Genomic DNA, 14,477 nt, shown 5'->3' on the forward strand with positions numbered 1-14,477 from the left:
TTCATTTACAATCGATGGAATCTATACAAACAAAAAGCCCTTCTGCTGAAGGGCTTTTGCTTTTTCATATTGCAGTCTCAAGTTCCACAAAAGGTTCGATAAGGACGAGGTGATGGTCCAGGCAGCGTTGTATATTCTAGCTGTTCTTCTGAGTAAGCATATGGATTGGATAAAACCTCTAGAAGCCTCTCCATAACACTATAATCCCCATTATTTGCTGCTTCCAGTGCTTCCTCAACACGGTGGTTCCGTGGAATAACAGCAGGATTACTGTTTCTCATTAATTGAATGGAGGATTCCTTCGATTCTTCCTGTCTGTCCCGTCTGGTATTCCACCGTTCTAGCCACTCAGTAAATTCCGGTGTTCCATGTAGAATAATTTCTTCTGGTTTATTCAAAGTTAACGCTCTGAATGTGTTTGTATAGTCAGCATTGTGCTTTTGCATCATGTCTAAGAGGTCTTTAATAAGGGGGTTGTCTTGCTCCTCCTCATTAAATAATCCTAGTTTCGCTCTCATTCCCTCAAGCCAATTCGATTCAAAAAACTGAGCAAAGTCGGACAGCTTATCTTGTGCGAGCGTAACTGCCTGTTCCTGATTTTCATGCAGAAGCGGCAAAAGAGCTTCAGCTAACCTTGCTAAATTCCAGACACCTATATTTGGTTGATTCCCATATGCATACCGACCTTCTCTGTCAATAGAACTGAATACAGTAGCCGGGTCATAGGTATCCATGAAGGCACAAGGACCGTAATCAATCGTTTCTCCGCTTATGGTCATGTTATCTGTATTCATGACTCCGTGAATAAAGCCAACAAGCTGCCATTTAGCAATTAACATTGCTTGGCGCTTAATCACTTCTTCTAGGAACATGAGATACCGGTTTTCCTCATCTTGAATTTCAGGATAATGGCGTTTTATGGCATAGTCCGCCAGCTCCCTAAGTTCCTCTTGGCTTCCCCACCTTGCGGCATATTGGAAGGTGCCAACGCGAAGATGGCTAGCAGCTACCCGGGTTAAAATAGCCCCTGGTAAATAGGATTCACGGGCAATTTCTTCACCGGTTGTTACCACTGCTAAACTGCGAGTGGTAGGAATACCTAATCCAAACATCGCTTCACTGATAATATACTCACGAAGCATAGGACCTAGCGCAGCCCTGCCATCTCCCCCACGTGAGTAGGGTGTTCTTCCTGAACCCTTTAGCTGAATATCAAATCGTTCATCCTGTGGTGTAATCTGTTCTCCCAGAAGTACAGCCCGACCGTCACCTAACATCGTAAAGTGCCCAAATTGATGACCTGCATAAGCTTGGGCAAGTGGTGACGCCCCCTCAGGGATTTTATTACCTGCTAACACAGCTGCCCCATCTTCACTTTCCAAGGTTGAGACGTTCAAACCTAGTGATGCTGCCAGCGGTTTATTAAAGACAGCTAGCTTGGGTGAACGCACTGGTGTTGGATTCTGGCTAGTAAAAAACGTTTGTGGCAAACGAGCGTAACTATTATCAAAATTCCATCCAGTTTCACTTAATTCTTTAGTCATTGTATCCCCCATTTCCAAATCCCCTTATGCCGATTCAATAATACTTTGCAAATACGGCTAAGTTTTACTGTCTGCCCATTCATAGTTATTATACCCAATTAGATACTCCTATTAATTACTAATGCTTACCCACCATTCTAAAGCAGTATCTAGTTCCTGATTTAAGTCTCTCTTCCGGATGAAAAGTTTATTAAGCTCTTCGTACTCAATTGAGTTTTGGGCCATCGCTAAATCGATTATTAGGAGTTCTTTCTCTAGACTTTCAATCCTAGCGAGTACTTTTGCCAATTCAACTTCCACGTTTTCATCTTGAGAATTGTGGCTCTGTTTCTTGCTTTTTTCACGCTTTACAATTTGTTCCTCCTTGGGCTGCTGACTTTTATAATAATCATAATTTCCCGGATAGCTATTAAAGCGATAATCCTCCAAAGCAATAACTTTTTCTGCGATTTTATTAATAAAATATCTATCATGAGAGATGAAGAATATTGTACCTTTAAAGTCTTCGAGTGCTTCCTCAAGAGTTTCGATGGAGTCAATATCAAGATGATTCGTTGGCTCATCCAGGATCAATAAATTAATGTCTTGATATAACAGCATAGCAAGCTTAAGTCTAATCCGCTCGCCGCCTGATAAATGCTTTACTCTTTTAAATGGGCTTTTCTTATAAAACATGAATTTTGCTAAATATTCTCTAGCTTTTCCCTCGGGTATTGATATATCTTCTCTAAAAGCCTCCAGCACTGTTTGCTCTTCATTTTTGAACGTAATTTTTTGAGGTAAATAGGCTGCCATTACTTTAGCACCTAATTCCACCACACCTTGATATGTCTGTTCTTCTCCTAAAAGCATCTTTAAGAAGCTGGTTTTGCCACTTCCATTTGGACCGACCAGTCCGACGCGTTCACCATAATGAATCATAAGGTTTGCATCTTTAAAAATCACCTTATCTTGGTAACTTTTGAAAAGTCCAATTGCCTTGATGGTTTCCTTTCCCGACCTTCCGGCAACCTTTAAATCAAGTCTCATATTCCGCCGCTCAAAAACAGGTCTATCAATACGCTCCATTTTTTCGAGCTTTTTTTGAATACTTGCGGCTCTTCTAAAGAACTTATTATTATCAGCCCTCATCGCCCAATCTCTCAGACTAGTCACTTGATTTTCCATGTTATTAATCTTTTTCTGCTGTTCTCGAAAGTGCTCATATTGAATCCGCATATTCTCTTCTTTCTGACTTACAAAAGAGGAATAATTGCCCTTGTAGGATATGGATTGCATATCTTCTATTTCCACAATTTTATTTACTACATGATCCAAAAAGTATCGGTCATGGGATACAATAATGACAATTCCCTTGTAGCTTTTTAGGTAGCCTTCAAGCCATTCAATGGCTTCCATATCTAAATGATTGGTTGGTTCATCCAATAGCAATATATCTGGATTATGAATCAAAAGCTTCCCAAGGACTACGGTCGTTTTTTCACCGCCGCTTAATAAATGAAAATCCTTGTCTAAAAAGCTTTCGGAAAAATGAAGTCCGCTACAAACCTTGCTTAATTTCTCTTCTCGTTCGTATCCACCTTTCACTTCAAAATGCTGGACCAACTCACTATATTTATTTAATGTCTTCTCAAGGTTCGTACCTTCAAGCGTTTTCATTTGATTTTCTAATTCTCGCATTTGACTCTCAATGCTGACAATCTCTTCAAACGCCAAATTAAGCACATCTATCACTTTTAAATCCTCCCTATACACAGGGGATTGTTCAAGATATGCGGTAGTTGCTCCTCTTGGCAGGTTAATTAAACCTTCATCATATCCAGGACTTGAGGTTTGCGGGTAACCTGGATAGTAATGCATCTTTTCGATTCCTGCTATCAGCTTAAGAATCGTACTTTTTCCGCTTCCATTGGGACCGACAATGCCTACCTTGTCTCCTTCATAAGCTTCAAATGTTATATTTTCAACCACAAGAGTGGCTTCCATAAATTTTTTAACGCCATGCAATTTCATTTCTAACATACGATCTCCTTCTTTCATCCATAATCCAGTTACACCTTTTATGGATAGGCAAAGAAGAACCTGCATTACCTATTTATTTGTAAAATAAAAAAGACCATAAGAAGATGTTTCTTCTTACAGTCTAGTTATCAGTGATTTAAATTATTTGAAGGAGTTTAATCGAACGTGCGCACACAAAAAAGCGCATGTTAATGCCCCGCCTTAAAAAAGCGGTGATCTTCAAATAAATGATCATCTTGATTCAGTAAAGTAAGTTACCTTCTAAATTGCCATAATTCCATAAAGAGCATAACAAATAAACCTAATTTTTATAGGCAAATTGACACTCCATACAAAATCAATATTAATTTTAAAAATAAATTAATATTAGCAATTAGTTGGTTCCATAAACTTACTTTCCCCCTTCAAAATTTTCCTTATTATCTCATTTTTCCATCATTTTGTAAATACAAATTTTATGTTTTTCATCTATTCTGTTTGTTTTGAATTTTGCCTGCGCTTTTCCTTAATAGATATTACGCCTGACAAACCAAGTAATGAAAAGATAACTGGTGTTATAAATCCGAAGAAGTATCCATTCACCCCGCTGCCTGAGGCAGTTTGAAATTGATCCAATACCACTCCAAAAATACTCGGCAACAGGACAGCACTCAAAAATCCACCTGTGTTTGCAAACCCTGATACAATACCAGACTCCTTTAAAGGAAAGGATTGACGAACGACAGCAAAGGTGAGGGCACTTGCTCCATATCCAAAGCCTATAATAAAGAAAAGTATGATTAGCATGACAAATGGAGGAGTCCCATTAAATAAAAGAAAAGCTGCCCAGCACAATAAAATAATAATATGAATAACCACATAGGGCCGTTTGATGGTTCCCAACCGGCTTGAAATCCAACTAGATACTGGAGCGCCTATAAGTGCTCCAATAAGTCCAATCATGATGAGTTGGCTTGCGGTGGAACGTGTCATTCCATATACATCCATCCCATACGGCACTGCCCACGAACCGATAAATCCAACATACGCACCTACAATTCCAAAGTGACAAAGAAATAAAGCCCATGCCTGCCGATTTGAAAAGATCCTTTTTATTAAAAACAAAGTCTTTTCATGTTGAACCACTTTTTTCAAAGAAACTATTTCATTAACAAAGATTTGATTTGGTTTTTTTATCAGAACAAAATAAAGAAGTACTCCACATAAACATAATAGTATTCCAGCTAAAAGGAACGCCCCTCTCCAGCCAAGAAAGTCAATCAATAGAGAGAAAGGGACGGTTGCCAGTAAGAAACCTAGACTCCCTGTCATTCCCGCAAATCCAATCAATCGTACAAATTCCTTTACTTTAAACCATTGACCAAGAATTAACACCATATTAACCCAGATGGTCGCATCGCCTGTTCCCGTTAGTATCCTTGCGAAAAACAGGACAGATTCATGGGTCCCAAGACTATAAATAATGGTTCCTGCGCCCGTAAGAATAGCCCCTATAATTAGAAAAAAATTAGGTCCATAACGGTCAGCCAATATCCCCATTGGAACTTGTAAACCAGTGTAAACAAAAAATTGTATACTTGTCAGTAATCCAATTGTTGACGCTGTAACGTGAAAATCCCTCATCACCTGGTCTGTAATCAATCCTGGTGCGGTTCGTTGACTTGCCATTAAAAAGTAAGTAAACAATACAGAAACGAATACAATCCATCTGAATTTGCTATTTTGTTTATCCAATGTTTAATCTCCTGATGGCTTTTACTCCTATATATATGAAAGACTTTATAAAGTAGGATTATGAATTGCAGGGAATAGTTAAAAGCTAAAACAAAAAAAGCAGCTCCCATATCAAGAAGCTGCCTTTATCAGTATATTCACTTATCACAAATGCTGAGCTTAACGTAAAACTCTAGAAGCAGTTGAAAACATAGACGGCTTAAAAGTAGCAATTTTCACAACATCACCCGTTTGAGGCGCATGAATATATTGTCCGCCCCCGATATAAATCCCGACATGATAGGCAGGAGAACCTCTGAATACTAAATCTCCTGGCTGTAGTTGATTTAATGGGACTCTTGTTCCAACATTTTGCTGAGCGCTTGACGTCCTTGGAAGACTAATGCCAACGGAACGATAGACATATGAAGTAAATCCCGAACAATCAAATCCGCTTGGTGTTGACCCACCCCATACATACGGAACACCCAAATATTGTTTAGCATTGGCAATTAGTGCATTTGCACTTGCCGGGCTTACTGCATTTGGAGCAACAACAGCAGGTGTTGATGGTGATGGTGATACTGATGGTGCTGGTGTTGCTGGTGCTGGTGCTGGTGTTGCTGGTGTTGTTGGTGTTGTTGGTGTTGATGGTGCTTGGGCGGCTACTAAAGTTTGCGGTACCGATTGTTGTTGGGCTTGTTCTGCAGCCTGCTGGGCTATTAAAGCCTGTTGTTCAGCCGCTTGTTGGGCAAGTTGAGTTTGTAATATGCCCTGTGCGTCGGCTAAATCCTTTTGAATTTGCTCTTTATCTTTTTCAATCTGTTGTTGTTTAGCGGCTAATTCCACTTGGTTCTGTTTTAATTGGTTAACCTGATTATGTAATTCTTCCTTTGCTTCTACTAAGGCCTGTTCTTTTTGATTTAAGCCGTTTAGTAATTCTGTATCACTTTCGATAAACTGCGAAATGGCTGTAAACCGATTAAAAAAATCAGAAACGCTGCCAGATGAAAGCAAAAGCTCTGCGTAGGTAATGACAGATTGATTTCCCTTTAATTGAATGCTTTTAAGGCGCTCAGAATAAACTTCTTTATGATTTTCTAAAGCAGTTTCAGCTTTGACAATTTCCGCTTCGGTTTTCTCAATTTTACCCTGTTGATTTACAATCTTTTCATTTAGTTCTCGACTTTTCTCCATTGCTAAGCTAATAGAGTTGTCCAATTGTTGAATCTTTGTTTCAAAGTCATTAATTTGTTCCTTGGTAGCATCGATTTGTCCGTTTGTTATTGGATTGGCATAAGTAGGTGTTACTTGTATTGTGGCAGCAAGGATGGAAGCGGTTACTAGATATTTTATGTATTTTTTTAACATCACAGAATCTCCTCTTGTTAGGGCACATTTATTTAAACTTTTAATATATTACTAGTTTATATTGCAAGAGGACTAAAAAACAATGATATAGTCGGAAATGTAATTAAATTGTAATTTATTGTAGAATAATCTATTAATTTCTCAGCCGGAAATCTCAAGGGGAAAGCAGGATCTTGGGTATTTTTGTCGTTACGTGTATAAGAGAATAAATAAAGCAGCCTTTTTCATACCTTAGGAATATTTCACAAGTCTATAACATAACTGATTAGTTGAGAAAATATTATGAATTAAAGGGGGAGTTTGTTATGCCTAATGTAGGAAAAGATGATTTTGTAAATGGCTTTGTACCGCACCATAATCATGGATCTGTTGATTATACTTCGGTGGAAGCCGGTCATGTCCACCAGTGTTTAGATGTCACTTCACCTCCCATACCAACACAGGATCAAAATCACATTCATTACACAGAGGGATATGTAGTTTTTGAGGATGGGCATACCCATCATTATCAGGCGTATTCAGGTCCTGCTATACCAGTAGGCAATGGGATGCATGTTCATTATTATGATTTTTACACCTCCGAAGATAATGGGCATAGGCATCATGTAAGAGGGGTTGACAAGCCGGCGCCAGGTAATAGATAAATAATGTAGATCTAGCACCCTTATTGTTGGACACTTTCTAACAATGAGGAGTGTAGTTTTTTTATTCTGGTTTAGAGAGGGAATAAATGTTAAATACTATATATTATTTCTAGAAAATTCTTATAAGGGAGTGCAAATTTGGAAGCATTTTACCGTACTTTCTTGGTTTTTGTGGTAGGATATTTGTTTATAAGATTTACTGGAAAAAAAGCAGTCGCTCAGATGCATACATTTGATATTATCTATATCCTCATTCTTACCAATATCATTAGTGCTCCTGTTGAAGATCATAATATGGGTAAAGCCCTTATCTATGCTGGAATAACAGTAATTTTATATAAGATTTTTATTCGATTATCGTTACATAATAAATTGAGATGGATTATATATGAAAGTCCTACAGTGTTAATTCAAAATGGTAATATTGACAGAAAAGGCTTAAAGAAGGTAAGAATGCCTATGAACGAATTATTATCACATCTAAGAGTAAAAGGGTACACAGACATTCAAAGTATATCTATTGCAGTAATGGAGGAAACAGGAGATATTAGTGTGATCCCTAAGTCAGAATATCGGCCTGTTCAACCTAATGATTTAAATTTACAAGTAAAGAAAGAATTTATTCCAATACCATTAATCATGGATGGACAGATCATAGACCATAATTTAAAATATCTGCAATTAGACCGTGGATGGCTAATGAATGAGCTTGAAAACAAGGGAGAACGAGTAGAAAATATTACATTGGCAACTCTTTTAGGAGATGGAAAGTTATTTATTGATAATAATGAAGAAAAGGACCATAAAAGTAATCCTTTTTACTACAATCCAGGGAAAGATAACTAACATGAAATAGGCAAATATCCATTCCTCTTTGAATATGGACACATACACTACTTTGAAACAATTTGAGGAGGAAAAAAATAATGGATAGACAATTCTTTGGCAGCGGTATGGGTTATGGTGGTTTTCCTGGATATGGCATGGGTTATGGTGGTTTCCTTGGTTACGGTATGGGCTATGGTGGCTTTCCTGGTTACGGCATGGGTCATGGCGGTTTTCCTGGTTACGGCATGGGCTATGGTGGTTTTCCTGGTCACGGCATGGGTTATGGCGGCTATCCATTTCACCATCATCATGGATTCCATCACGGGTCCTGTTGTTAACTTTCAAAACGGAGCCCTTGGAGCGATGTCTTCAAGGGTTTAGATTTTTCATCCCGCGGAAACATTTACATTATGCTATGGTTTCTTCTCTTTTCACAGTTCGGTATTTGCACCCATTGACTGTATCATGCTTAGTGCAAAAAAAAAACGACAGAAATCCCTAATCGGATTCTGCCGCTTGCCTCCGTTTAAAACAAGTACAGAGACACAATGAATGATAGATATACAGGAAAATGGTGCTTCCTCTTAAATGCTTCCTTGCATAAAAATTTTTTTCAACTCCATTAAATCCATTCTGGAAGATAAAGATCCAATTTGTGTTGTTGCTTGAGCACCAACACAGTTAGCAAACTGAAGATACTCCGTTAATTCCGTTTTCCCCGAAGGCATTCCCTTTTCGTGAAAGCAATATAAAAGTCCGGACATAAAAGCATCCCCTGCACCGGTTGTATCAACTGCGTCCACCTTCGGAGCGAGGCTGGTAACTTTGTTACCATTCATTACTCCACAAGCACCTTCCCCTCCCATTGTGATAAATAGGTAAGGAATGTCCCATTTTGATATTTTTTCCAATCCACCCTCAAGTGAATTAGTTTCCATTAAGAAATTTAACTCCTCCTCAGCCAACTTGACGATAGTAGCATGTGTAAGGAACGATATCACTGTTTTACGACAATGGTCTTCACTTTCCCACCGTTTTAAACGTAGATTGGCATCAAAGGCGATTAGATTGGAAGATTCCTTTGCATATTTTAGTGCAGCCTCGGTGGACTTTTTGGAGTTTTGTTGAAAAAGGGTACCAGAGCCAAAATAAAAAATTCGAGTTTTTTCAAAAACCTCTCTTCTTATTTCTTTTTCTGTTAAAACTTCTTCTGGTGTATGGTTTAAATAAGAATGGAAGTTTCTCTCGCCACTTTCTGTCAGATGTACATAGACTCCACACATTCTTTTTATAGCAGAACGAACAGAAAATTTAAGATTAACTCCTTCCTTCTTTAATTCTTGTTCTACAAATTCACCAATTGAATCTGTCCCCAATTTACACAAAAAGTAAGTAGGCAACCCAAGTCTACTGGTACCTACTGCTAGGTTTACAGTAGCCCCTCCTAACAGCTGCCGAAATTTCGTATTCGTGCTATCCGTTGATATATAATCTACAAAAGGTTCTCCTAATGATATAACTCCTTGTTTACCCAACAATAGCCCTCCTTCTTGAAACACTATTATAAACTATTTTTACTTTTTTCTCGTTAACGTACAGAAAAATCCCTCAAACCTAAAGTTCGAGGGAACATAAACAATATTAAAATAGGAGTATTTTCTAAAAATATTAGTCTATACCCACTGCATCGAATCCAGAATTGGTTGCAGCCACTTCTGCACTTCCTTCACCATAAATATCAATTGCGGACTGAATGATAGCTTGACGTGCGTCGCTGAAGTCAGAATTTGGAGTTAGATAGACTGTCAAAGCACGATAATAGATTTGCCCTAATTTCTCTCTTCCGATTTCTTGGCCAATCAAGTATGCAGCATGATTTGTAATGGAGGAGTTTACATGAACACCCCCGCCATCAACAGAAGTTGGCATATGATAAAACTCGTCCATATGATCTGGATAAACCCCGCCATTTGTGCTGTACGCCCTTCTTTGCTCGTTGCTGACAACCACGCTGTTTGGATTACTTAAACTGCGCAATACAGTTACACCGTCAGCTTTAGCAGCCGGGGCCATAATATCCTCGCCCATTTCCCAATCACTATCATCAACGAGTGCACCAAACACGTCGGCAAACGATTCGTTTAATGCTCCAGATTGATTGCGATACACTAAATTAGCAGAATGAGTGATTACGCCATGTGTCATTTCATGGGCAGCAACGTCAAGGCCAGCGGATAGAGAGGTCATGAACACACCGTCACCATCACCATAAGTCATCCAACGCCCATTCCAGGAAGCATTGTTATAATTATTGCCATAGTGAACTTTTGAAATGATTGCCATTCCTTCCCCATCAAGAGAATTACGGCCATGCTCATTTAAGTAATACTCATAAACCTTTTCGGAATTGTAGTGTGCGTCTACCAGCGCCCGATCATAGTCCCCGATAAATGCAGCTGAATTTCCTACATAGAGAGTATCATTACTCGATGTATTATCATTTTTAGCGTCATACGTCACGATTCCACCAAGGTTTTCATGAGAGTAATCAGCTAACGCAAACTTCGTTCCTGCATTCGGTTCCTTTACTTGAGTAATATGTAATTCCCTGTGCTCACCATGTACACCCTTTCCAGCACCTTTTTGTGTTGTCATTTCGTCTGCATGCATTAATCCATTGTACTTATCGATAACTTCGCCTGTTTTCGCGTCCACAAAGACAAACCAGTTTCCAGGTTCATCCCCCATAAAGTTAACATTCACTTTATAGGTTGTATAATTTTTTCCTTCAAACGGTAGGACAACAAGCTCAGCAGTTGGCTCATAGGTCAGTTCTTCAGGGGCACTGACAGAGGATAAGGCCGTCTTTAGTGCAGACTCACTACTTAAAGAAACAGCCGTGTCAACTGCGTCATCGGCAATCGTCTGATTTACTCTTCCGTTAACCGAGACCACTTCATTATTCTTATTAAAATGGACAACAACCTCGGATCCTTCAACACTCACTCCATTAACTGCCTGATTAAAGCGGACGTGTGTCATACCGAGTTTATCTTTTTGTACACTCTTCACTTTTAGATTCTTATCAGGATTATTTATTCCGGTTTTGCCTTCGTTTTTCTTCAAATAATTTAATGCTTCAGAAGAGTTGCTAGATGAGTATTTATCGGAAAATCGCTCCTTTACAAATAACGGAACATTTGCTTTCTCATTCCAAGCCTTAATAGCTTGTACACTATTAGTGACTTTAGTATCAGCTGTCTGAGCAAAAACACTGCTAACCGGGATAGAGCCTGCTAACATCACTGTTGACAAGGCTACAGGTAAAATTAACTTTTTCTTCATCATTCTCTACCTCCTATTATTTTCCACATCTCTCATTATAGTTTAGTAGAGTTTAAACCACATGAATAATTGTAATTATTTTAATATTATGAAAACTAAAAACATTTTCCTATTTCCTATATTTAACTAGGCATAATTTACCAATATACATTTACCTTTATCAAAAAACAAACACACTACATATATTCTCAAATGAAAAGAGATTAGGGACACTCACGGGTTCTATGTAATGGTAATAATGGATGGATTTACATTGTTTTAAAACTTAATTAATAAAATTTACAAAACCTTTACAAAACATCTAATTAATCTTTACAAATAGCGTTTATTCTTTACATGTCGAGTAGATGTAGCAATCGATCACCTTGGAGGTTAAAAAAATGACGTTAAAAAGAAAGACAATGCTTGGATTATTGGTACTATTTTTAACTGCCATTCTATCAGCATGTGGAAATAGTAGTAATGAAGGTGCAGCATCAAATGATGGTTCAGCTACCGTTTCTGTTTCAGGATCTACGTCTGTAGGGCCTCTAGCAGAAAAAATTGCAGAAAAATTTAAAGAGAAAAGCAATGTAAAGGTTGAAATAAATCAAATTGGATCTTCTGCGGGAATAACCAATGCCATAAACGGAGTATCAGAAATCGGAATGTCCTCTCGTGATTTAAAAGAGGAAGAAAAAGCTAGCGGGCTCGTTGAGACCATTATTGCTTATGATGGGATTGTTGTCGTAACACATCCTAGCAACAAAGTGAAAAACCTTACGATGGATCAAGTGAAGGCTATTTTTACTGGTGAGGTTACAAACTGGAAAGAGCTAGGGGGCGCTGACATGGAAATCGTCGTTGTTTCCAGAGAAGATGGTTCCGGATCACGAGACGCCTTCCAAGAGATAGTAGGGTACTCTTCAGGTGAATTAGTAAGAAGCGCAATCATTGCGAGTGGTAACGGAAATATTAAAACGACGGTTGCAACAAATAAGCATGCGGTAGGTTTTATTTCATTCGAATATATTGATTCTTCTATATCAACTGTAGATATTAATGGAGTGGAGGCTACAGCCAATAATGTTTTGCAGCAAGAATATAGCCTGTCACGTCCATTTTTATTTGTTCACAAAGAGGATCAAATTACCGACGCTGGAAAACAGTTTATCGACTATATTTTGAGTCCCGATGGGCAAGCAATTGTTGGTGAAACTGGAGCTATCCCGATTAAATAACAACAGATATACTGATCCACTAAGCAAGTAATAGAGAAGAGATTCATGGAGGAATGCGTATGCCGCGGCAGACCGTCGAGATTAAGAAATCAAATAAGAGGAAGTACATGTTAGAGAAGCTGTCATCAAGATTATTTCAGTTTTGTGCACTACTATCTGTTATCAGTTTATTATTGATCGTTGGATTTGTTTTTTATAAAGGATCACTCCCCTTTTTAGTAGATGGATATAGCTTTTTTGACTTTCTTTTTGGAGTGGATTGGGTTCCAAGTGAAGAGAAATTTGGCATTTTGCCGATGATAGTAGCCTCCATCTATGCAACTATTGGTGCATTAGTGATTGGAGTTCCAATAGGTTTGTTTACAGCCATTTTCTTAGCTGAAATTGCACCCAAAAGGGCAGCTAAATTGATTTCTCCAGCAGTACAGCTGCTGGCTGGAATTCCGTCCGTTTTATATGGTGTATTTGGACTTGCACTTATCGTTCCTTTTTTACAAAATCAATTAAACCTAGTAAAAGGACAAAGCTTGATTGCGGTTATCCTAGTGTTGGCAATCATGATGCTTCCAACCATTGTAACAGTTGCTGAAACAGCAATCCGTGCCGTCCCAAAAACATATCGTGAAGGTTCATTGGCTCTAGGTGCTTCTGAGATTGAGACCATCTTTAAGGTGGTTGTCCCATCAGCTAAGTCAGGGATTATGGCAGCAATTGTTTTAGGTTTAGGCAGAGCAATCGGTGAAACCATGGCTGTTATCTTAGTAGCCGGCAACAGTCTTATTCTGCCTACAAGCCTTACAGACAGTGTGCGGCCATTAACAACGAATATTGCATTAGAAATGGGTTATGCATTCGGAACTCACCAAGAGATGTTATTTGCTACAGGGATAGTTTTATTCTCGTTTATCTTAATTTTAAATTTTGTATTAGCAAAAATTAGTGCGAAGGGTGGTAAGTAAGTTGAGAAAGCAAAAAGATAAACTGTACCGTACACTTCTGTGGGGATCAGCTTTCTTGACGGTTGCCATACTTGTCATGATTGTTGGCTATATCTTTTTCAAGGGGTATCGTTTAATTAGCTTTGATTTCATCTTTGGTGACTACTCCCCTGCTGGAGGCGGTGGTATTTGGCCGATGATTATTACGACCATTTATACCATTGTGATTTCATTACTCATTGCAACTCCAATTGGAATTTGTGCTGCAGTATATATGCAAGAGTATGCAAAACAAGGTCGATTGGTAAATCTCATTCGTTTTGCAACCGAAAGCTTAACAGGGATACCATCGATTATTTATGGATTATTTGGCGCAGTTTTCTTCGTTACGACTTTAAAATTAGGGATGTCAATCATAGCTGCTTCCTTAACATTAACCATTATCGTTTTACCTGTAATTATCCGAACAACCGAAGAATCGCTAAAAACAGTCCCTCACTCCTATCGGGAGGGGTCACTAGCATTGGGTACCACTAAGCTCCAAACTTTATATAAAGTCATTCTACCTAGTGCAATGCCTGGTATCTTATCCGGAATAATCCTATCGATTGGAAGAATTGTCGGTGAGTCCGCTGCGATATTTTTAACGGCTGGAACGGTTGCAGCCATGCCTTCAAGCATCTTCTCATCAGCACGTACATTAACGGTTCATTCGTTTTTAGTTACACAGGAATCAGGTGACATTGAATTAGCTTCAGCTGTTGGAATCGTCTTAATCGTCATTATCCTAGTGTTGAATCTATCGGCAACGTTCATCTCGAAAAAACTAAATAAAGCTGACTATTAAAATGA

Annotated in this window: 13 protein-coding genes; 6 read left to right on the forward strand and 7 right to left on the reverse strand. The window is 38.5% G+C overall.

Features of this window, described 5'->3' with window-relative positions:
* Nucleotides 1-21: 21 nt before the first annotated feature.
* The 5 genes from ACN6MT_RS28145 to ACN6MT_RS28165 all read right to left on the reverse strand — a co-directional run bounded on the left by ACN6MT_RS28145 (nt 22) and on the right by ACN6MT_RS28165 (nt 6,650).
* Nucleotides 22-114, reverse strand: coding sequence for a hypothetical protein (locus ACN6MT_RS28145; protein WP_419956542.1), 93 nt, complete (start codon nt 112-114; stop codon nt 22-24).
* Nucleotides 78-1,556 (reverse strand): protein adenylyltransferase SelO, encoded by a 1,479-nt coding sequence (locus ACN6MT_RS28150; protein WP_419954112.1) that lies wholly within the window; start codon nt 1,554-1,556, stop codon nt 78-80. The genes ACN6MT_RS28145 and ACN6MT_RS28150 overlap by 37 nt, the downstream gene beginning before the upstream one ends.
* Before the next feature lie 99 nt (nt 1,557-1,655).
* Nucleotides 1,656-3,566 carry a ribosomal protection-like ABC-F family protein gene (gene abc-f, locus ACN6MT_RS28155; RefSeq protein WP_419954113.1) on the reverse strand — a complete coding sequence of 637 codons (1,911 nt, stop codon included), beginning with the start codon at nt 3,564-3,566 and terminating at the stop codon, nt 1,656-1,658.
* A 468-nt stretch (nt 3,567-4,034) separates the two neighbouring features.
* Nucleotides 4,035-5,300, reverse strand: a complete 1,266-nt coding sequence (locus ACN6MT_RS28160) for an MFS transporter (protein ID WP_419954114.1) — start codon at nt 5,298-5,300, stop codon at nt 4,035-4,037.
* A 159-nt stretch (nt 5,301-5,459) separates the two neighbouring features.
* On the reverse strand, nt 5,460-6,650 hold the full coding sequence (locus ACN6MT_RS28165) for an NlpC/P60 family protein (protein WP_419954115.1): 1,191 nt from the start codon (nt 6,648-6,650) through the stop codon (nt 5,460-5,462).
* A gap of 305 nt (nt 6,651-6,955) precedes the next feature.
* Here ACN6MT_RS28165 and ACN6MT_RS28170 point away from each other — a divergent pair, with 305 nt between their 5' ends.
* The 3 genes from ACN6MT_RS28170 (at nt 6,956) to ACN6MT_RS28180 (ending at nt 8,460) form a co-directional block, all read left to right on the forward strand.
* Nucleotides 6,956-7,294: a YmaF family protein gene (locus ACN6MT_RS28170; RefSeq protein WP_419954116.1), complete on the forward strand. Its 339-nt coding sequence runs from the start codon at nt 6,956-6,958 to the stop codon at nt 7,292-7,294.
* A gap of 222 nt (nt 7,295-7,516) precedes the next feature.
* On the forward strand, nt 7,517-8,140 hold the full coding sequence (locus ACN6MT_RS28175) for a DUF421 domain-containing protein (protein ID WP_419954117.1): 624 nt from the start codon (nt 7,517-7,519) through the stop codon (nt 8,138-8,140).
* A gap of 80 nt (nt 8,141-8,220) precedes the next feature.
* Complete coding sequence (locus tag ACN6MT_RS28180) at nt 8,221-8,460, forward strand: hypothetical protein (RefSeq protein WP_419954118.1); 240 nt, start codon at nt 8,221-8,223, stop codon at nt 8,458-8,460.
* A 246-nt stretch (nt 8,461-8,706) separates the two neighbouring features.
* On the opposite strand, the gene ACN6MT_RS28185 is transcribed toward ACN6MT_RS28180, so the two are convergent.
* Nucleotides 8,707-9,657, reverse strand: a complete 951-nt coding sequence (locus ACN6MT_RS28185) for a carbohydrate kinase family protein (RefSeq protein ID WP_419954119.1) — start codon at nt 9,655-9,657, stop codon at nt 8,707-8,709.
* 133 nt (nt 9,658-9,790) lie between these two features.
* Nucleotides 9,791-11,467, reverse strand: coding sequence for a M4 family metallopeptidase (locus ACN6MT_RS28190; protein WP_419956543.1), 1,677 nt, complete (start codon nt 11,465-11,467; stop codon nt 9,791-9,793).
* 380 nt (nt 11,468-11,847) lie between these two features.
* On the opposite strand from ACN6MT_RS28190, the gene ACN6MT_RS28195 reads away from it, so the two are divergent.
* The 3 genes from ACN6MT_RS28195 to pstA are packed head-to-tail and all read left to right on the forward strand — an operon-like array spanning nt 11,848 to nt 14,472.
* Nucleotides 11,848-12,687, forward strand: a complete 840-nt coding sequence (locus ACN6MT_RS28195) for a phosphate ABC transporter substrate-binding protein (RefSeq protein WP_063253108.1) — start codon at nt 11,848-11,850, stop codon at nt 12,685-12,687.
* A 59-nt stretch (nt 12,688-12,746) separates the two neighbouring features.
* A complete protein-coding gene (gene pstC, locus ACN6MT_RS28200) occupies nt 12,747-13,646 on the forward strand; it encodes a phosphate ABC transporter permease subunit PstC (RefSeq protein WP_235847109.1) in 900 nt (299 codons plus the stop codon).
* A gap of 1 nt (nt 13,647) precedes the next feature.
* The gene (gene pstA / locus ACN6MT_RS28205) at nt 13,648-14,472 is read left to right on the forward strand and encodes a phosphate ABC transporter permease PstA (RefSeq protein WP_419954120.1); all 825 of its coding nucleotides are present in this window, start codon (nt 13,648-13,650) and stop codon (nt 14,470-14,472) included.
* The last annotated feature ends 5 nt before the right edge of the window (nt 14,473-14,477 follow it).

This window comes from Neobacillus niacini, from assembly GCF_048572935.1.
GTDB classification, from domain to species: domain Bacteria; phylum Bacillota; class Bacilli; order Bacillales; family Cytobacillaceae; genus Neobacillus; species Neobacillus niacini.

Excerpts from the sequence above, each read along its gene's own strand:
- ACN6MT_RS28195 (WP_063253108.1), top strand. The coding sequence starts at position 11,848 with ATGACGTTAAAAAGAAAGACAATGCTTGGATTATTGGTACTATTTTTA.
- ACN6MT_RS28170 (WP_419954116.1), top strand. The coding sequence starts at position 6,956 with ATGCCTAATGTAGGAAAAGATGATTTTGTAAATGGCTTTGTACCGCAC.
- pstC (WP_235847109.1), top strand. The coding sequence starts at position 12,747 with ATGCCGCGGCAGACCGTCGAGATTAAGAAATCAAATAAGAGGAAGTAC.
- abc-f (WP_419954113.1), bottom strand. The coding sequence starts at position 3,566 with ATGTTAGAAATGAAATTGCATGGCGTTAAAAAATTTATGGAAGCCACT.
- ACN6MT_RS28175 (WP_419954117.1), top strand. The coding sequence starts at position 7,517 with ATGCATACATTTGATATTATCTATATCCTCATTCTTACCAATATCATT.
- ACN6MT_RS28190 (WP_419956543.1), bottom strand. The coding sequence starts at position 11,467 with ATGAAGAAAAAGTTAATTTTACCTGTAGCCTTGTCAACAGTGATGTTA.
- ACN6MT_RS28180 (WP_419954118.1), top strand. The coding sequence starts at position 8,221 with ATGGATAGACAATTCTTTGGCAGCGGTATGGGTTATGGTGGTTTTCCT.
- ACN6MT_RS28165 (WP_419954115.1), bottom strand. The coding sequence starts at position 6,650 with ATGTTAAAAAAATACATAAAATATCTAGTAACCGCTTCCATCCTTGCT.
- ACN6MT_RS28150 (WP_419954112.1), bottom strand. The coding sequence starts at position 1,556 with ATGGGGGATACAATGACTAAAGAATTAAGTGAAACTGGATGGAATTTT.